We start from the raw sequence: 17,972 nt of genomic DNA, 5'->3' as shown, positions 1-17,972 counted from the left end.
TGTCCGAAGAAATGTGTATTTTTCATCTGCTGTATTTATTGGTTGTGGTAAACTGAAAATACAGAAAAGGGGAAGCTTCTCAAACGAAGCTTCCCCTAAATTTTAAACCGTTTCTCGGACAGTAGTGCTTTTTATCTAATAAATTATCCATGGATTTATCGACTGAATGAACGTTCAATCACAATGCTAAGTCAAAAGTTCCAGCCAGGGAGAAAATTCTATAGAAATTTTAAGAATGGCGGAATACCTACATCAGCCTGAAAAATAAAGCACTTGAAAATGAACCAGTTCTATACTCTTTACCCTTCTTTCCGCATATTAAGCTGGTATTTAATATTATTTCAATCTGAGAATTACTAACATTGCATCCCAATTAAAAATAGCAGCGGATGTGGCGAAATTGGTAGACGCACTAGACTTAGGATCTAGCGCCGTGAGGCATGGGGGTTCGAGTCCCTCTATCCGCACTAAGACCTCTCAGGAAACTGGGAGGTCTTTTTTATTTTTAGCCCTTGGCAAATTACTTGCTATTATCCCTATTTTGTAGCTTGAACATGCCCATTTATCCATACTCATGAAAAAGTTCTTAGTCCTTTTAGTACTTCTTCCCTCTTTCGCTTTTGCCCAAGCCAAAGTCGACACCATAGAGGTATTCAGCAAAGCCATGAATAAAACGCTGAAAGCTGCAGTGACCACACCTTCTACTTACGATGACAGCAAGCAATTTGCTACGCTGTACCTACTACATGGAGGAAGTGGAGCTTTTAGTGATTGGCATCAAAAGACTACTGAACCTGGACTAGTCAACCGCATGGCTGAGCAATACAACTTAATCATTGTCACTCCGGGCGTTGGGCCGTCGAGCTATTATTTCGATAGTCCTGTGATGGATTCTGTGCAATATGAGACCTACATCACCACAGAACTTATTCCTCATATCGATAAAACCTACAAGACAATAGCCAAGAAAGAATCCAGAGCAATCACAGGCCTATCGATGGGCGGACACGGAGCAATCATGCTAAGTGCCAAGCATCCTGATTTATTTAGCGTGGCTACTAGCATGAGTGGTGTGATGAATATCGACACCCGTCTATGGAAAGTTCCTGCCGAATTCAGCAAACTTCGTCAAGGTCAACAACAAGAAATGCTGGGTATGGATCTGAACTATGATGCACCCTTCAGCACCTATACTGCAGTGGGGCTGGTAGATAAAATGAAAGTGAATGGAATTGCCTTACTAATAGATTGCGGTGTAGACGATTTCTTACTGGAAACCAACAGACAAATGCATCAAATGCTACTGGAGAATGGCACTCCACACGACTACACTGAGCGACCGGGATCACACACTTGGGACTACTGGACAAACGCCCTTCCTTTTCATTTACTCTTTATAAACAAGCACCTTATTAGATAGTTTTAAAAGTTATTACCTTTGATAGATGTAAATAAGCTTAGAATTCTGAGCTAAAATTTGCTTTTTGCAGACCACCCACAAGATAATTATGTCGCAATTTGATTCAATCAGGCCTTTTTATGACGCAGAAGCCAATGCTGCAATCCGCAAGATTGTAGATGACCCTATGCTGGAGGCAATGATGAGTTTCACATTTCCTACAGATACTAGGGAGCATTGGAAAGATCTGATGGTTCACACCCACTCGTTAAGGGACTTTCAGGTCAACTTTATTTATCCTGGAGTGCAAAAAGTGCTGGAGAAAAGCTCTGAAGGATTGAGTACCGGTGGTTTTGAGCAATTGAAATCCAACACCGCTTACCTATTCATCTCCAACCATAGAGATATTATCCTCGATACATCCTTGCTGAATGCATGTCTTTATGAAAATGGCTTAGTACTCACCACTTCAGCCATTGGTGATAATTTGATCCAAAAACCCTTCCTTCATACCCTTTCCAAGCTCAATCGAAACTTTGCTATCAAGCGTGGTCTTCAGGGAAGAGCTTTGCTGGAAAGTTCGCAAATGGCCTCAGCTTACATCAAAAAATCACTGCTTACAGAAAACCGATCCGTATGGACGGCGCAACGTGAGGGGAGAACCAAAGATGGAAATGACGCTACGCATCGTGGAGTTCTGAAAATGCTCACGTTAGCGGAAGAAGGATCAAATGGCTTTGGCTATTTTGAGAAAATCAAAGTTGTACCAATTTCCATTTCTTACGAATATGACCCTACAGACGTCTTGAAGATGCCAGAATGGCTAGCCAAGTCTAGGGATGAAAAATATGTAAAGGGAGAAAATGAAGATTTTCTAAACCTCCTACGAGGAATCATCGGAACCAAAAAGAGAATTCATTTACAGGTAAATGGAGTTTTGGACAAGGAAATTCTAGAAATCTCTCAAATGGAACTTAGCCAACCTGATAAACTCAGCAAGCTGGCCGAGTGCATAGACCAAAAAATCTGGGCTGGCTATAAACTTTGGCCGAGTAATTACATCGCCCATGATTTGCTCTATGGGGACAAAGAATATGAAGGGTTTTATACTCAGGATGAGAAAAAATCATTCGAAAAAAGAATGAATGAAAAGGTCAATACCAAGAATGAATTTTTGATCAAAAGCTTTCTGGCGATGTATGCCAATCCCGTGAATAATCAAAAAACTGCTCTCAGTTTTAATTCACCTTCATCTCAATTGTAAACTTAGTACCTACACCTAATTTGGAATCAATTCCCAAGGTTCCATTCCGCTGATTTACAAGTTGTTTCACCAAATTCAACCCTAAGCCGAATCCCTGTTCGCCTCGAGTTCCTTCATGAGTTGACGTCCCAGCTTCTAAGATTTCATGGATTTTAGAACTTGTCATTCCTATTCCATTATCTTCTACACTTAGCTCTAGTATCAAATCCAACTCATTTCGTTTCAAATTCATTAGAACAGTAATTGTACCTCCAGCTTTAGTGAATTTGATAGAGTTGGAAAGTAAATTCCCCAAAATCTGCAACACATATAATTTAGAAAAAGACTCAAGTTGATTCTCTGGATTTAATTGAACATCAAAGTCGATTTGTTTTACTTTGATCTGCGGAGCCAGCAGCTTCAATATTGTTTCTTTGAGTTTCACCAGGTTTGTTTCGCCTTCTCTCAAATCACGGTTTCTATTTGAATTTCCGTCAAATTCTTTTGACAATATGTCTTTTGACAGATCAAGCAATGATAAACTACTTTGCTTAATCATTTCCGTGTATTCCAGGATTTCCTGATGAGTTGTAAGCTCATCTTCTTCAAGAATTAAATCCGACAATCCTAGTATGCCTCCTATTGGACCGCGAATATCATGAGCCAATTTCTTTTGATTCAACTCTGACTCTTTAAGTTTATTCTTGAGGTCAGCCACTAGGTTATTTAGCCTTAGCCTGTCTACTATCTGTCTTGCAATCAACCTCAAGACTTCCTTGACATCGTCAGTTAGATGCATCAGGTTACTATCCATTACACACAAGGCTCCGAGATTATACCCTTCTGGCGACGTCAACGGAACCCCCATGTAATAGCGGAGATTTGGTGAGCCTTTTACATAGAACATATTTTTAAAACGCTCATCATTACGCAAGTCTTTCACTTCAAGGCCTTCATTAGAAGAAGTATGAATGGTATATTGACAAACGGATTCTTCTCTTGGCATTTGAGAGATATCCATGCCATAGGAAGAAACACTCCACTGTGTAAAAGAATCAATGAGATTGACTAGGGAGATTTCGGTACCACAAATCTTAGCGGCCAGCTCTGTAAGATAGTTCAGTCCTTGCTTCGGCTCATAATAGTCGATCCCCAGATTACTGAGTGCCAGTAGTCTATCTAATTCATTTTCGTGAAAAGAAGATATTTGATTCATTTTACTACTTTTAATTCTATTGTAGGTGACAATCCCTATTTCAAGCTAATATCCAAAGAAATGACAATTTATATTCCATCTAACTTGCATTTAGCAAATCCCAACTCGTTTGAGCGTATTCTGACAGTATGCTTACTAATAATCATTTCATTTCTCTTCAATACAAATAAAACCTTTGCGCAGGACAATACCACAGTGCCTGTAGGACAAATAGTTACACCTTACGGAGACATCCTCATCGCTCTCGATGAACGAACGCCTAATCATAAGGAAAGCTTTATCGAATTAGCAAATGCTGGCTATTGGGATTCCCTAACTTTCAATCGTGTTATTCCAAACTTTGTCGCACAAGGCGGATGTCCGGATACAGAGGAAGGATTCACTGACCCAGAATATTTACTCGAACCTGAATTTCACCCTGAATTGACCCATGTCTACGGAGCGGTGGGTGCTGGCCGGGATGATAATCCAGGAAAATTATCTGCGAGATGTCAATTTTATATTGTTCAAAACCCCGCAGGACTTCATAGACTAGATGGGGATTATACGATTTTTGGTCATGTGATTAAAGGGATGAGTGTGATAGAGCAAATCGTGAGGGTCAAACGCAACAGTATAGATGAACCAATAAAGCCTATTACATTGAAGGTGCAAGTTATTCAAGTAAGCCATTCTGAACTTGAAGCAATGGCTGGTCAAAAGAATTAAGCTCCTGATAAATCCGATAAAACACATTACGATATGAGTACAATAAATTCAATCAAAATTTTAGTCGTTGGCTGTGGAAATATGGGAATAGCACATGCTACAGCCTATCACAATTTCCCTGAATTCGAAATATGTGGTCTCGTTTCACGCGGTGACTCCAAAATCAAACTAAACGAACAACTTCAAGGCAATTATCCTCTTTTTTCAGATTTCGATGAGGCTTTGGCGAAGTCCAAACCTGATGCAGTTTGCATTTCGACATATCCTGATACTCATGAAGAATTTGCTCTGAAATCACTTGAAGCAGGTTGCCATATTTTCATTGAAAAGCCTCTTGCAGATACGATAGTTGGCTGCGAACGGATTATAGCAAAAGCGAAAGAAGTTAAGAAAAAAGTTGTGGTAGGTTATATTTTGAGACATCATCCTTCTTGGATCCGATTTATCGAAGAAGCTGAAAAGCTGGGAAAACCGCTCGTGATGCGGATGAATCTCAATCAGCAAAGTCAGGGCTACATGTGGGATGTACACAGAAATCTAATGAAAAGCCTCAGCCCGATTGTGGATTGTGGCGTGCACTACATAGATGTGATGTGCCAGATGACTAGGTCGAAGCCTATCTCAGTATCTGCGATTGGCGCCCGACTCACAAACGACATTTCAGAAGACAATTACAACTACGGGCAACTTCAGATTCGCTTCGAAGATGGCTCCGTAGGTTGGTACGAAGCAGGCTGGGGACCTATGGTAAGTGAGACCGCCTTTTTCGTAAAGGATGTTTTTGGACCAAAAGGCTCCGTTTCCATCACAGCTAAGGATGCTGGAGCCAGTGGACAATCCGATAATGTGGATTCACATACCAAAACAGAATCTATCCGAGTGCACCATGCTGCAATTGATTCGAAAAACAAGTTTACCCAGCCGGATGAATGGATAAATCTGAAAGACGAGCCAGATCATCAGGAACTTTGCAATCGTGAGCAACGCTATTTTCTAAAAGCAATCCAAGAGAACATCAATCTGGACGATCACTTAGAAGACGCGCTAAACAGTCTCAAAATTGCTTTTGCCTGTGATGAGTCAGTGAAAACCGGTGAGACAGTTAAATTTTAATCTATACAAAATTCTTTGGCACTAAAAAATGCAGGTGCTACCTTCCGTTTTGCTTTAATTATGGAAAATAAAACAGTACTTATTACAGGCGGAGCTTCCGGAATCGGACTCGCTATGGTTCAGCTTTTTGCAGCCAGAAAAACTAAAGTTTACTTCATAGATATCAATCCTGAAGTAGGGGGAAAAGTGGTGCAAGATGAGCGAGCCAAAGGTTTTGATGTCAACTTTCTCTGTGGCAGCGTAGCCGATCCAGCAGAGTCTGAATCTTTGATCCAATCCATACCTGGGAAAATCGATACCCTAATAAACAATGCTGGAGTCTCCCATGTGGGAAAAGTGGAAACTACCTCCACCGAAGACTTTGACAGGGTTTTTCAGGTAAATGTAAAAGGCATGTTCAACTGCATCAAAGCAGCCCTTCCAAAACTTAAAGAAAATGGCGGCGGTTCAATTCTGAATATGGCATCGGTGGCTGCTACGATCGGTATCCCTGATCGATTTGCCTACAGCATGACCAAAGGAGCTGCGCTGTCCATGACCTTAAGTGTGGCTCGGGATTATGTTGCTGACGGCATACGTTGCAATTGTCTATCTCCAGGTAGAGTTCACACACCATTTGTAGATGGCTTTTTGGCTAAAAACTATCCAGGTCAGGAGAAGGAAATGTTTGAAAAACTAGCCGCAACTCAGCCGATTGGCAGAATGGCTTCTCCTTCTGAAATTGCTGAACTCGCCTATTTCGTGAGTGCAGACACTGGAAGCTTTATGACAGGAACCAATATCCCTATTGACGGGGGATTCTTGGGGCTGAAAATGTGAGGCTGATTTGAGATAGACGATTTACAATTTACGAGCTCAACGCAGTTATTTAGTTCATTTTAAGTAGTAACTCAAAACATCTTGATTCTTGGCTCAATTCTCCAATCTCTTTTCTCTAATCTCATTTCTCTTTAATCTAACATCTTAAGTCTAGCATCTTAATACTAACTACTTGATACTAATATGAAATTAATACGATTCGGCGAAGCCGGCAAAGAACATCCTGGTATTCAGGACGCAAGCGGTAAATACCTAGACTGCTCAGGTTTCAACGAAGATTGGAACGAAGACTTTTTTACTAACAATGGACTTGCCAGACTTGAAGAATGGCTGGATGCCAATCAGGAGAACTTGAATGAAATCCCTGCTGGATCCAGATTGGGTTCACCGATCGCCAGACCTTCCAAAATTGTCTGTATCGGTCTTAACTACCGTAAGCACGCCATCGAATCCGGAATGGCTGTACCAGAAGTCCCGATCATTTTCATGAAAGCTACTTCATCCCTTTGCGGACCATTTGATAATATTTTGATTCCTAAGAACTCTGTGAAAACTGACTGGGAAGTGGAATTGGCAGTGGTAATAGGCAAGCGCGCAAAATATGTAAGCAAAGAAAACGCGATGGATTATGTAGCTGGATACTGTGTACACAATGATGTATCCGAGCGTGATTTCCAATTGCACCATGGCGGACAGTGGGTGAAAGGAAAGAGTGCCGATAACTTTGCTCCACTTGGGCCAGTTTTGGTCACCAAAACTGAGATTGAAGATCCGCATAACCTTAGACTTTGGCTGAAACTGAACGGCAAAATGCTTCAGGACAGCAACACTTCTGACTTGGTTTTTGATATCCCTACACTCATTGAGCACCTAAGCCAATACATGACTTTATTGCCAGGCGATGTGATTTCTACTGGAACTCCAGCTGGTGTTGGACTTGGCTTGACCCCTCCTACTTACCTGAAAGAAGGTGATGTGGTAGAATTGGGTATCGAAGGACTTGGAGAATCAAAACAAACAGCTATCAACGACCCTGAAGCATGAGACTGGATTCACACCAGCACTTTTGGAAATACAATCCTGATAAACACTCCTGGATCACCGACGAAATGAAGGTGATCCAGCGAGATTTTCTTCCTGATGACCTCATTCCGATTTTAACCGAGCACCAGATCGACGGTTGCGTTGCGGTTCAGGCTGATGAGAGTTTTCGGGAAACTGCCTTTTTGTTGGATTTAGCAGAAGAATATGAGCAGATCAAAGCTGTAGTGGGCTGGGTAGACTTGGGAAGCGATGATGTAGATAAGGATTTGGATCAGTTTGCTGCGCAAAAAAAGCTCAAAGGCTATCGCGAGATTCTGCAGTCAAAAAATGTGGATTACATGCTCCGAAAGGAGTTTATCCGTGGCATAAAGAAAATCGGAAAGCGAGGCTACACCTACGATATTCTGATTTTTCACAATCAATTGGAGGCCGCTTTACAGTTTGTAAAAAAAGCTCCCGAGCAACCCTTTGTGATCGACCATATTGCCAAACCAAATATCAAATTGGGTATTTGGAGAGAGTGGAAAAAGGAAATGGCCCCACTTGCCGAGCGTGATTACATCTTCTGTAAAGTATCCGGAATGATCACCGAAGCCGATTGGAAGAAGTGGACTACAGCAGAGCTACAAGTTTATCTCGATGTAGCACTTGAGTTATTTGGGCCAAAGCGGCTGATGTTTGGCAGCGACTGGCCAGTGTGCAAGATAGCCGGAGAGTACGAGCAGGTTTTGGAAGTCATTGAGCGATTCACTGATAGACTTTCCAAGACTGAGAAAGAAGCAATCATGGGAAATACGGCTGCTGGATTTTACGGGATATCAACTAAATCTGAGCAGGCAAAGTAATTTGATTTTCATTTCATAAAATAGCCCCCAGCCTGGGGACGAATTGGAAATGAATTATTTTCTACTTTGAAAAAGAAAAAGCTACTCATACTAATTCGGTTTGCCGTAGTTTTTTCAGATCATCAAATTGTCGTGCCACTGTCACGACAATTTGATGATCGTATTTTATTATGCTAATCTAATTTAACACAGCCTGAAGCTATATTATGAAACCGTGAATAAAAAATATGGAGTTAAATACTAAAGCCTGAAGGGCTGACAGGATTATAGCTTTTCGTTAGTTTGTAAGCAAAAACCCCGAGGGGGTGATATTATTCACAGAATTGTTAGAATGAACAGCGATAATTTCACCCTTTCAGGGTTAGCCTATTAAGATTTATCTTATTGCTATAATAATTTCAGCCCTTCGGGCTTGAACAAACTGGAAAAAGCAATTTTCCTACACAGCTTATAGAAGAATTGGAATAGAATTAATTTCAAATTTGAAAAGGAAAAATCTACTCCGAATGTAGTTTACGAGTTTATTTGGCTATCCTCAAAAAGTGTCGCCAGTGGCGACACAATTGTTCTGGAGTCATTTTAGTTTACATTAGAACACAAGAAATTATTATAAAATGAACCTAAACCTAACCAATAAAGTCATCCTGATATCTGGCGGAGCCAAAGGAATCGGTGGGGCAATTTCCAGAGGATTGATTGCCGAAGGTGCAATTCCTGTGATGATTGATCCTTCCGAAAAAGAAGGTGCTCAGATACTCGCTTTAGGCGAAGCTTTTCAGATCCCAATCCGACTTTTTGAGGCTGCTGATTCAGAAAAAGCCGTCAAACTCACGCTTGAGAAATATGGTAGAATTGACGGTTTAGTGAATAATGCAGGTGCAAATGATAGTGTAGGATTAGAAAACGGAAGCCCGGAAGCATTTGAGAAATCCGTTGCCAAAAACCTGAACCATTACTATCACTTGGCTCATTTTGCGCTACCTCATTTGAAAAAAGCAAAGGGAAGCATAGTCAATATCAGTAGTAAAACTGCTGTCACTGGCCAAGGAGGAACATCTGGCTACACCGCCGCAAAAGGCGCTCAACTTTCACTCACACGTGAGTGGGCAGTGGAACTTCTGCCCTACGAGATCACCGTGAATGCAGTCATTCCAGCTGAAGTTTATACTCCTCTTTATGAAAATTGGATCAACACCTTTGACGATCCAAAGGCAAAACTGGAATCAATCACCGCTAAAATCCCATTAGGAAAACGCATGACTACTCCGGAGGAAATCGCGGCTATGGCCATCTTCTTACTTTCCGACAAAGCCGCACATATCACCGGACAGCATCTATTTGTAGATGGCGGCTATACCCATCTTGACCGAGCTTTATAACATACCCATGACCCAAAAACCTGCATTAGTCCCAAAGGAATTAATCATTCCATTCATCCTTATCACGTCCCTATTTGCTCTCTGGGGCTTCGCAAATGACATCACCAATCCCATGGTGGCAGCATTCAAGCGAGTACTCGAACTGAATAATACTCAGGCTTCCTGGGTGCAAATGGCTTTTTACGGAGGCTATTTTACCATGGCATTGCCAGCCGCTTTTTTCATCAAAAAGTATTCTTACAAAACTGGGATTCTACTCGGCTTAGGTCTTTACGGATTTGGAGCTTTGCTGTTTTATCCCGCAGCAGCTTGGGAGAGTTACGGCTTTTTCCTTGCATCCCTTTATATATTGACTTTTGGCTTAGCTTTTCTGGAGACCACTGCCAACCCATACATTTTATCCATGGGGCCTGAGGCCACAGCAACCCAGCGACTGAATTTAGCGCAGGCTTTTAACCCAATGGGTGCTTTGGCGGGTTTGTTTGTCGCCAAGCAGTTTATCTTGAACGCACTTCAATCGAATGCAACTGATGCGGATGGAACTATCATTTTCTCCTCATTGGATGAGTCAGCAAAAGCTGTAATCCGAACAGCTGATCTTCTGGTAATCCGTAATCCTTATGTGATGCTAGGATTGGTAGTTATTGCAATTTTGGTAATCATCGCTATGGTCAATATGCCAGAAAGCAAGGAGACAGGTAAAGTTGAATTCAAAGCTACCATGAGTCGCTTACTGAAAAACCGAAACTTCGTTGAAGGCACTCTCGCACAGATGTTCTATGTAGGAGCTCAAATCATGGTTTGGACTTATATCTATCAATACGCGGAAGTACTTGGTATTTCCAATGCTGATGCTGTCAATTATGGTTATGCCGCATTGGTTATCTTTTTAGTGGGGCGCTGGGTTTGTACATTTTTGCTTCGCTACATCGCCCCTACTAAGTTGCTCAGCATCTTTTCAGTCCTTGCAATTATATTCACAGCAGGAGCTATTTTCCTTCCGGGAATGACTGGGCTTTATTCTTTGGTAGCAATCTCTTTTGCTATGTCCCTGATGTTCCCTACTATTTACGGGATAGCACTGGATGGCTTGGGTGAGGATTCGAAGTTTGCAGCAGCTTATCTTGTAATGGCTATAGTTGGTGGTGCTATCATGCCAACACTGCAAGGAATGATCATGGATATTGGCGGAGTAGCATACGATGACACGCTGATTTTGGGAGTTCCTGAGGTCAATTTCTCCTTTATTCTTCCATTAGCCTGTTTTGTAATGGTTCTCTTGTTTAGTCTGAGAGTGAAGAAAGTGGTAAAAATTTGAAGATTGAAAAATTGGAAGATTTGAAAATTACAGTCGTAAACATCAAGTTAAATAGAAAAAAAGGAGACTTGTCTTTGGCACTTCTGGCAGTGGACCGTCTGTGGACCGTTGACAAAGAACTATATAAGACAATAATATACGAGCCGCAAATTATACATTTCGCATAAACCTAAATCCAAAATGAATACCCAAACCTTTGTCCTGCTCTGTGATCTGAAAGATGATGAGGAAGCTATTCAGGCTTATATAGCATGTCACAAAGCTGTTGCTCCTGCAATCATTCAAAGCTTACACGACTCTGGTATTGTGCAAATGAGCATCTATCGCTGGCGTCACAGATTGAGCATGATACTGGTTGGAGATGAAAACTTTACCTTCGAAAAGAAAGCTGCTCTAGACAATGCCAACGAAAAAGTGCAGGAATGGGAAGCTTTCCTCGGTCAATACCAAACCAATTTACCAGGAACCCCAGACAATTGGCGCTGGCAGTTAATGGATAAGATTTTTGATTTCAATGCCTAAAATAAACCCTATGAAAAAGCCCTTTTTATTACTCAGCCTAATCATGATAAGCATGATCCTAAATGCTCAAGAAATTATACTTCCACTTTGGGAAGGTAATCCTCCACTTCAAAAAGATATGGGACTTGAAGAAAAGGCCATTGAAGAAGGAATCATCAGAATAGAAAATGTACAGATCCCTCAGATTGAAGTTTTCCTTCCAAGTAAGCAAATGCGCACGGGTCAAGCAGTCGTGATTTTCCCTGGAGGTGGATATCATATTTTGGCTTATGATTGGGAAGGAAGAGACTTTGCCAAGTGGCTAAATACACAGGGAATTGTAGGAATCGTAGTGAAATACAGACTTCCTGATTCCAAATCCTTGACAGACGCGAAGGAAGTTCCATTGCTTGATGCACAGCGGGCAGTTCGCCTTGTCAGACATCATGCGGAAGAGTGGAAAATTGATCCTGCAAGAGTTGGCGTAATGGGCTTCTCAGCTGGTGGACACTTAGCTTCTACAGTTAGCACGCAGTATGACCATGAGGTAGACAGACCAAAAGACGCAGTCGATAGACTTTCTGCCCGTCCTGATTTCTCTATCCTAGCCTATCCGGTAATATCATTTAGAGATGCCAGTGCTCACTCTGGTTCCAGAAAAAATCTAATCGGAGAAAATGCCAGTCAGGAACTAATTGATCGCTTCTCAGGTGAACTGAATGTGACTGCAGAAACACCTCCAACATTCTTGGTTCATGCGCAAGATGACGGCGGAGTTCCTATCGAAAACAGTTTCCTGTACTATAAAGCTCTCCATGCTCACAAAGTACCTGCTTCATTACATATCTATCCCAAAGGTGGACATGGCTTCGGTTTTGGCTTAGGAAAAGGTCCGGTTGATGGCTGGAGAGATGTGTTGTTGGGTTGGCTTGAGGATTTGAAATAAGATAGTTGGAAAGTGGCAAAGTGGAAAGGTTGGAAGTTATAAGTCTAAGTTAGTTTGTCACCCTGAGCGAAGTCGAAGGGTAATAAAGAAACAATGGTACTAAGACTTCGATTTCGAGACTCTCGTCTCTCAAGTGCTCAGTCTGACTCCGGAATTTTTCAATCCGCCACGGCGTACAAGTAATTCCAATCTTGAAATCTTACAATTTGAAGAAAATGATAAAAGTAATAGCCTTCGACGCTGACGATACACTCTGGGTGAATGAGCCATTTTTCCGGGAAGCAGAGGAGGAATTTGCTAGCTTAATGGAAGGCTTTATGCCTAGGCATAGTAGCATCAAGGAACTTTACTTGACTGAAATCGGAAACCTTAATTTATACGGTTACGGCATCAAAGGTTTTATGCTCTCGATGATCCAAACGGCGTTACGGATTTCTGAGCATAAAATTTCTGTAAAGGCAATCGACAAAATCTTGGAGATTGGATATGAAATGATGCAAAAGCCAGTAGAAATTCTACCTGGAGTAGAAGAGGTACTAGCTGAGTTGAAGGATGATTATCGGCTTGTGATGGCCACCAAGGGTGACTTGGTTGATCAGGAGAAAAAGCTAAAGAAGTCAGGCTTGGACCATTATTTCCATCACATAGAAATCATGAGTGAAAAGAAAGTCGCTGATTTCGCGAAACTTGTCCAGCATCTAGACGTCGCTCCTGAGGAATTTCTGATGATGGGAAACAGCCTGAAATCTGACGTACTTCCAGTATTGGAACTTGGCGGACACGCGATCCATATTCCTTTTCATACGACCTGGGAGCATGAGATGATACAACATGAAGTCGTGCATGATAATTTCTACCAAGCTGAGCACATCTCTCAGGTGGTGGAAATAATTAAAGGAATGTAAAGTTTGGGATTTTTGATTTTGGGTTTCGGATTCTCTAAAAAAATAAACTGGTCAATGCTTTCCTTCCATTCAAATCCCATCGCCCTTTTTCTTTAACACAAAATTATTCTGTTTTGAATCGGTTGTGGCGTTGGTGGGAAACTTAAGAATCCTTCTAGAAAGCTCAAAAAATGACATCACACGCTCGGCCGGACTGAGCTTCAAAAACTCCTCCTGCCGAAGCTTATTACTTTCCGCCTTTGTCATGAACCTTATTTCCATAGTCCAATTTAACAAGGATTTTATTTTTCTACCGAAGTTTTATGAGATTTCAGATTTCTAAATCTAGACTTTAATCAGCCATCGGACACCTTTATCCCACAATCTTCACCTGGCATCGGGCACCCGACACCCAACAACCCTTTAAATCCTCGACTGGTACGTGTACAACTGATAATATCTTCCTTCCAAGGCAATCAACTCATCGTGCTTACCCCGCTCTACGATATTACCTTTTTCAACTACCAAAATCTGATCAGCTTGACGAATCGTGCTCAATCGGTGAGCAATCACAAATGTCGTCCTGCCTTTCATCAATTCCTTCAAACTAGCCTGAATCAAAGTTTCTGACTCTGTATCCAGATTGGAAGTAGCTTCATCAAGTATCAAAATTCTCGGGTCCGCCAAGATCGCTCTGGCAATCGCTATACGCTGACGTTGTCCGCCGGAGAGCTTCACTCCTCTTTCTCCGATTAAAGTATCCAGACCATCCTCAAATCGGTCCGTGAACTCTTGAACGTGCGCCGCTACCACTGATTTCTGCAAATCCTCCTCGCTTGCATCTGGTCTTGGGAATAGAATGTTCTCTCGGATCGTGCCTTCAAACAGGAAATCATCCTGTAGCACTACCCCAAGTCTAGAGCGAAATGAATCCAAAGTCACGGTCTGCAGATCATTTCCATCCAAAGTGATTTTACCCGAATCTGGATTTAAAAAAGTAGCTGCAAGTCCTGCTATGGTAGTTTTACCAGAACCTGAAGTTCCCACTAAAGCAGTTACCGAACCTGCCGGCGCGTTAAAACTTACTCCTTTGATCACTTCCTTATCTTCCTCGTAGGCAAAGGATACATTGTCAAAAACTATATCTCCTCGGAACTCCTTTAAAGCCAAAGTTCTGGTGCGATCATCAGCCTCCAGTGGAGTATTCATGATTTCCTCTGTACGATCAAGACCTGCAAAAGCCTCGGTAAGTTGAGATCCTATGTTTGACATCTGCACAATAGGTGCGATCATAAAACCTAGGTAAAGCGTGAACGCAAGGAAGTCTCCAAAGGTCATATCTCCTTGCATGATCATATAACCACCCATTCCCATGATTCCTGCGGATGCCAAACCCAAAAGCAAAGCTCCTGCTGATGTCACAAAACTAGTCGCTGTCAAACTTGCTTTTACATTCTGGAAAAGCTCATCTACTCCTCTCGCAAAAGTGTTTATTTCCTGCTGCTCAGCATTGAAACCCTTGATTACCCGGATTCCTCCAAGTGTCTCAGTCAATCTACCGGTAACCTGCGCATTGATTTTGCCACGTTCGCGGAAAATAGGCCGTATTCTTCCGAAAGCTTTTAGAGAAACCAAACCGAAAACCACTACAGGAAGTAGCACATAAAGCGTCATCATAGGACTGATACTGATCAAAAGGAATAGCGAGATCACCGCTGTCAAGATCCCTCCGATCATTTGTGCGAACCCTGTTCCGACCAAGTTCCGAACTCCCTCCACATCGGTCATGATTCTAGAAACCAGCTCACCCGTTTTCGCATTGTCGAAGAAGCGAATAGGGAGTTTGATGATATGTGCCTGAACCTGAGATCTGAGCTTAGAAATTAGGTTTTGAGCTTCCACGCTAAGTATCTGGGTCAGTGCATAGGACGTGACCGACTGTACCACTATCGCTAAAACTACTCCTCCGATCAACCACTTGAGCATGGTCAAATCATTGGAAGGAATGACGTCATCTATCAATATTTTACTGGCTCCAGGCAAAACAAGGCTTGCCAAGCGGGAGATCACGATCAAAAATAATCCTAAAAATAAGTGCTTTCTCCTAGGCCAAATAATCGTCTTAAAGACCTGACCCATGGTCACTTTGCGCTCTGCTTTCTTAGCCATGAAATAGTTTGTTAAGATTGGAAAACCCCATTTTGGGTATGTCAGTTCCAAAAGGGGATGAAGTTAATTTGCTCTGCAATGATACTCCTACTTAAGACAAATCAACACAGGATGAATTTTCTAATGACAGAATATTGCGGATATTAGCTCTATAGAGATATATACGAAACTTTTTACTTTTTCAATTATGCACTCCACTACAGTAGAAATTCGGGTTGCAGGCAGGAAAATCCTGCTGAAAATGCCTAAAAACGAGGCTGACATCCGATTTGTCAAGGGAATTACTTACGCCAGATGGAATCAAAGTCTGTTTGTATGGGAACTTCCACATTACCCGGGAAACTTAGAAAAGCTGATTTCCTATTTTGGAGATCGTATTTCTGTGATACAGAAAGAGGAATCAATCCAAACAAATAATACGGTAAAACCCATCATCAGCAACAATGAAATTTTGGCAGTCCAAACTCCAACAAAAAGGATCAAATTGATTTTTGGTTTTGTACCAGAGCTGATAAAACATATCAAAACAATCCCCTACGCTAGATGGGATACTAAAAACAAATGGTGGACTATACCCTACAGCGAGCAATTCCTAGAAGAAATCAAACGTGAAGCGACACGTCTTAACCTTGTATTCAGCTATGAAATCGAAACTCCAAAGAAACCAGGAATCGATAAACTAAGCTCCAAAGATGTAGCCTTTTATAAAACATGTCCTAAAACATACTTGGACAAATTGGCTGAGCTACGTTACAGTGTCAATACAGTAAAAACATATGTGCCCCTTTTCGAAGAATTTATAAATCATTTTCCGAAAGAAGACCTAGACTCCTTGAATGATCATCATGTGACAGAATTCTCTAGATTTTTGGTCACAGAAAGGAAGGTTTCTACCTCCTATCAGAATCAAGCTATCAATGCGATAAAATTTTACTTTGAGAAAGTATTAGGAGGAAAAAGAAAGTTGTATTTTGTAGAGCGTCCTAGGCAGGAGCAGTCTCTACCTACGGTGTGTAGTGTAGAAGAAATCCAACAAATTCTATCAACTATCAAAAATCTTAAACACAAAGCAATTCTCAGCACTATATACTCAGCAGGATTGAGAATCAGCGAACTAATTAATCTACCAATCCACGCCATAGATTCAGATCGAATGCAGATCCACATCGAGAATGCTAAAGGGAATAAGGATCGATACACCATCCTTTCAACAAAACTCCTGGAGTTACTCAGGTTATATTTCAAGAAAGAAAGGCCACATTATTGGCTTTTTGAAGGAATGGGAAGTACTAAGGCTAAGCCTATTCAATACTCTGATCGCAGTATTCAACAGATATTAAAGAAAGCATTAAGTCAAACAAAAATAACTAAGCACGTGACTGTACATACGCTGAGGCATAGTTTCGCCACGCATTTATTGGAGAATGGTACGGATTTAAGATATATACAGAGTCTTTTAGGTCATAGCAACTCCAAAACAACGGAAGTATATACCCATATCACAACCAAGGGATTCAATCAAATAATCAGTCCACTGGACAAGTTAGATATATGAAAAATATACGCAACTAGTTGCGTATACACACACGTTAGCTGCAAGGCAAAAAAGACAATGAAATATAAACCGACACCGATAAATATCATTTGTGGACTATTAATAATAGCCTCGATTTATGGTGTGATTTTCCCAGGACCAATGGGATTCGGTTTCCTTGGACTTTTTTATCTTCTTCCGATTGCCGTATTTGGACTTTTGCTCGACTACCTTGGACAAAAGACAATTAAACGATATCCGAGACTTTTTATCATCGAAATTGGAGTAATTGCTGTCATGTTTTTTGGTTTTGTATGGCAAGAAAGAACTAAGACTTACATAATTCCTGACCAAAGAGATTTTGAATTTGTAGTTACAATCTATGATGTACAAGAGTCAGAAGAACTACCTGTTAACCTTTTTACGTGGACTTATGAAAAAGAAATCCCAGAAAATGGAATTCTATTGACATCGAAGGGAATTAACTCGGATTTGCCCAAAACAGAGATGTTTACAAAAGCAGGTTTAAGTCTTCAAGACAGAAATGATACGATTGACTTGTGCTTTGGTAGAGCAAGTACCTCAAAAATTGAATTTGACGGGAAAAACTATGACTACCAAGCTTGGAAAATAGATAAAGGCGGGACAATTGGCTATTCCTCAAACGATATCAAAGAATTAGAAGAAGAACTAAAAAAGTATTTAAAAAGAATAAAACCCAGCAGCTAATCGAGTAGACGGCCGTGAGCTATAAGCCCACGGTGCGCCTCTCACACCACCGTACGTACGGGTCTCGTATACGGCGGTTCACTGAATCTCAGGCTTTGATTTAGAGTAATAGTCCAACATACTTA

At 41.3% G+C, this 17,972-nt stretch carries 17 protein-coding genes and 1 tRNA gene; 15 read left to right on the top strand and 3 right to left on the bottom strand.

What is annotated here, in order from left to right:
* Nucleotides 1-385 precede the first annotated feature (385 nt).
* From ESV85_RS21795 to ESV85_RS21785, 3 genes are all read left to right on the top strand, one after another.
* Nucleotides 386-467 (top strand) — tRNA-Leu (locus tag ESV85_RS21795).
* A 107-nt stretch (nucleotides 468-574) separates the two neighbouring features.
* The gene (locus ESV85_RS21790; RefSeq protein ID WP_146921418.1) at nucleotides 575-1,420 is read left to right on the top strand and encodes an alpha/beta hydrolase; all 846 of its coding nucleotides are present in this window, start codon (nucleotides 575-577) and stop codon (nucleotides 1,418-1,420) included.
* An 88-nt stretch (nucleotides 1,421-1,508) separates the two neighbouring features.
* A complete protein-coding gene (locus ESV85_RS21785; RefSeq protein WP_146921417.1) occupies nucleotides 1,509-2,663 on the top strand; it encodes a 1-acyl-sn-glycerol-3-phosphate acyltransferase in 1,155 nt (384 codons plus the stop codon).
* Here ESV85_RS21785 and ESV85_RS21780 read toward each other — a convergent pair.
* A complete protein-coding gene (locus tag ESV85_RS21780) occupies nucleotides 2,638-3,858 on the bottom strand; it encodes a GAF domain-containing sensor histidine kinase (protein WP_146921416.1) in 1,221 nt (406 codons plus the stop codon). The genes ESV85_RS21785 and ESV85_RS21780 overlap by 26 nt on opposite strands.
* Between ESV85_RS21780 and ESV85_RS21775 the strand changes: the two genes are divergently transcribed.
* The 10 genes from ESV85_RS21775 to ESV85_RS21730 all read left to right on the top strand — a co-directional run bounded on the left by ESV85_RS21775 (nucleotide 3,835) and on the right by ESV85_RS21730 (nucleotide 13,436).
* Nucleotides 3,835-4,566 carry a peptidylprolyl isomerase gene (locus ESV85_RS21775; protein ID WP_317130814.1) on the top strand — a complete coding sequence of 244 codons (732 nt, stop codon included), beginning with the start codon at nucleotides 3,835-3,837 and terminating at the stop codon, nucleotides 4,564-4,566. The two genes, ESV85_RS21780 and ESV85_RS21775, sit on opposite strands and share 24 nt — an antisense overlap.
* A 33-nt stretch (nucleotides 4,567-4,599) precedes the next feature.
* Entirely contained in the window at nucleotides 4,600-5,679 is a 1,080-nt protein-coding gene (locus ESV85_RS21770) for a Gfo/Idh/MocA family protein (protein WP_146921415.1), read from the top strand.
* A gap of 60 nt (nucleotides 5,680-5,739) precedes the next feature.
* Nucleotides 5,740-6,498: an SDR family NAD(P)-dependent oxidoreductase gene (locus ESV85_RS21765; protein ID WP_146921414.1), complete on the top strand. Its 759-nt coding sequence runs from the start codon at nucleotides 5,740-5,742 to the stop codon at nucleotides 6,496-6,498.
* Nucleotides 6,499-6,681: 183 nt separating this feature from the next.
* Nucleotides 6,682-7,542, top strand: a complete 861-nt coding sequence (locus tag ESV85_RS21760) for a fumarylacetoacetate hydrolase family protein (protein ID WP_146921413.1) — start codon at nucleotides 6,682-6,684, stop codon at nucleotides 7,540-7,542.
* Nucleotides 7,539-8,387 carry an amidohydrolase family protein gene (locus ESV85_RS21755; RefSeq protein WP_146921412.1) on the top strand — a complete coding sequence of 283 codons (849 nt, stop codon included), beginning with the start codon at nucleotides 7,539-7,541 and terminating at the stop codon, nucleotides 8,385-8,387. The genes ESV85_RS21760 and ESV85_RS21755 overlap by 4 nt, the downstream gene beginning before the upstream one ends.
* A 614-nt stretch (nucleotides 8,388-9,001) precedes the next feature.
* Entirely contained in the window at nucleotides 9,002-9,766 is a 765-nt protein-coding gene (locus ESV85_RS21750; protein ID WP_146921411.1) for an SDR family oxidoreductase, read from the top strand.
* Between the two features lie 7 nt (nucleotides 9,767-9,773).
* The gene (gene fucP, locus ESV85_RS21745) at nucleotides 9,774-11,084 is read left to right on the top strand and encodes an L-fucose:H+ symporter permease (RefSeq protein ID WP_146921409.1); all 1,311 of its coding nucleotides are present in this window, start codon (nucleotides 9,774-9,776) and stop codon (nucleotides 11,082-11,084) included.
* 180 nt (nucleotides 11,085-11,264) lie between these two features.
* A complete protein-coding gene (locus tag ESV85_RS21740) occupies nucleotides 11,265-11,606 on the top strand; it encodes an L-rhamnose mutarotase (RefSeq protein ID WP_146921407.1) in 342 nt (113 codons plus the stop codon).
* A gap of 10 nt (nucleotides 11,607-11,616) precedes the next feature.
* Nucleotides 11,617-12,531, top strand: a complete 915-nt coding sequence (locus ESV85_RS21735) for an alpha/beta hydrolase (RefSeq protein WP_146921406.1) — start codon at nucleotides 11,617-11,619, stop codon at nucleotides 12,529-12,531.
* Nucleotides 12,532-12,746: 215 nt separating this feature from the next.
* The gene (locus ESV85_RS21730; RefSeq protein ID WP_146921404.1) at nucleotides 12,747-13,436 is read left to right on the top strand and encodes an HAD family hydrolase; all 690 of its coding nucleotides are present in this window, start codon (nucleotides 12,747-12,749) and stop codon (nucleotides 13,434-13,436) included.
* 69 nt (nucleotides 13,437-13,505) lie between these two features.
* Here the strand turns inward: ESV85_RS21730 and ESV85_RS21725 are convergent, their stop codons facing one another.
* Together ESV85_RS21725 and ESV85_RS21720 are read right to left on the bottom strand one after the other, a co-directional pair.
* Nucleotides 13,506-13,682, bottom strand: a complete 177-nt coding sequence (locus ESV85_RS21725) for a hypothetical protein (RefSeq protein ID WP_223276083.1) — start codon at nucleotides 13,680-13,682, stop codon at nucleotides 13,506-13,508.
* A gap of 156 nt (nucleotides 13,683-13,838) precedes the next feature.
* A complete protein-coding gene (locus tag ESV85_RS21720) occupies nucleotides 13,839-15,584 on the bottom strand; it encodes an ABC transporter ATP-binding protein (RefSeq protein ID WP_146921400.1) in 1,746 nt (581 codons plus the stop codon).
* A gap of 187 nt (nucleotides 15,585-15,771) precedes the next feature.
* Between ESV85_RS21720 and ESV85_RS21715 the strand changes: the two genes are divergently transcribed.
* Nucleotides 15,772-17,139, top strand: coding sequence for a tyrosine-type recombinase/integrase (locus ESV85_RS21715; RefSeq protein ID WP_146921398.1), 1,368 nt, complete (start codon nucleotides 15,772-15,774; stop codon nucleotides 17,137-17,139).
* A gap of 57 nt (nucleotides 17,140-17,196) precedes the next feature.
* A complete protein-coding gene (locus ESV85_RS21710) occupies nucleotides 17,197-17,847 on the top strand; it encodes a hypothetical protein (protein ID WP_146921396.1) in 651 nt (216 codons plus the stop codon).
* Nucleotides 17,848-17,972: the final 125 nt, after the last annotated feature.

The organism is Algoriphagus aquimarinus, assembly GCF_007997215.1.
In the GTDB taxonomy this organism is placed as follows: domain Bacteria; phylum Bacteroidota; class Bacteroidia; order Cytophagales; family Cyclobacteriaceae; genus Algoriphagus; species Algoriphagus aquimarinus_A.
This window is presented reverse-complemented; position numbering and strand designations above follow the sequence as displayed.

What these genes read in the sequence shown, in the direction of transcription:
- ESV85_RS21785 (WP_146921417.1), top strand. Translation starts at nt 1,509, where the DNA reads ATGTCGCAATTTGATTCAATCAGGCCTTTTTATGACGCAGAAGCCAAT.
- ESV85_RS21770 (WP_146921415.1), top strand. Translation starts at nt 4,600, where the DNA reads ATGAGTACAATAAATTCAATCAAAATTTTAGTCGTTGGCTGTGGAAAT.
- ESV85_RS21740 (WP_146921407.1), top strand. Translation starts at nt 11,265, where the DNA reads ATGAATACCCAAACCTTTGTCCTGCTCTGTGATCTGAAAGATGATGAG.
- ESV85_RS21725 (WP_223276083.1), bottom strand. Translation starts at nt 13,682, where the DNA reads ATGACAAAGGCGGAAAGTAATAAGCTTCGGCAGGAGGAGTTTTTGAAG.
- ESV85_RS21755 (WP_146921412.1), top strand. Translation starts at nt 7,539, where the DNA reads ATGAGACTGGATTCACACCAGCACTTTTGGAAATACAATCCTGATAAA.
- ESV85_RS21760 (WP_146921413.1), top strand. Translation starts at nt 6,682, where the DNA reads ATGAAATTAATACGATTCGGCGAAGCCGGCAAAGAACATCCTGGTATT.
- ESV85_RS21750 (WP_146921411.1), top strand. Translation starts at nt 9,002, where the DNA reads ATGAACCTAAACCTAACCAATAAAGTCATCCTGATATCTGGCGGAGCC.
- ESV85_RS21765 (WP_146921414.1), top strand. Translation starts at nt 5,740, where the DNA reads ATGGAAAATAAAACAGTACTTATTACAGGCGGAGCTTCCGGAATCGGA.
- ESV85_RS21710 (WP_146921396.1), top strand. Translation starts at nt 17,197, where the DNA reads ATGAAATATAAACCGACACCGATAAATATCATTTGTGGACTATTAATA.
- ESV85_RS21730 (WP_146921404.1), top strand. Translation starts at nt 12,747, where the DNA reads ATGATAAAAGTAATAGCCTTCGACGCTGACGATACACTCTGGGTGAAT.
- ESV85_RS21715 (WP_146921398.1), top strand. Translation starts at nt 15,772, where the DNA reads ATGCACTCCACTACAGTAGAAATTCGGGTTGCAGGCAGGAAAATCCTG.
- ESV85_RS21790 (WP_146921418.1), top strand. Translation starts at nt 575, where the DNA reads ATGAAAAAGTTCTTAGTCCTTTTAGTACTTCTTCCCTCTTTCGCTTTT.
- ESV85_RS21780 (WP_146921416.1), bottom strand. Translation starts at nt 3,858, where the DNA reads ATGAATCAAATATCTTCTTTTCACGAAAATGAATTAGATAGACTACTG.
- fucP (WP_146921409.1), top strand. Translation starts at nt 9,774, where the DNA reads ATGACCCAAAAACCTGCATTAGTCCCAAAGGAATTAATCATTCCATTC.
- ESV85_RS21720 (WP_146921400.1), bottom strand. Translation starts at nt 15,584, where the DNA reads ATGGCTAAGAAAGCAGAGCGCAAAGTGACCATGGGTCAGGTCTTTAAG.
- ESV85_RS21735 (WP_146921406.1), top strand. Translation starts at nt 11,617, where the DNA reads ATGAAAAAGCCCTTTTTATTACTCAGCCTAATCATGATAAGCATGATC.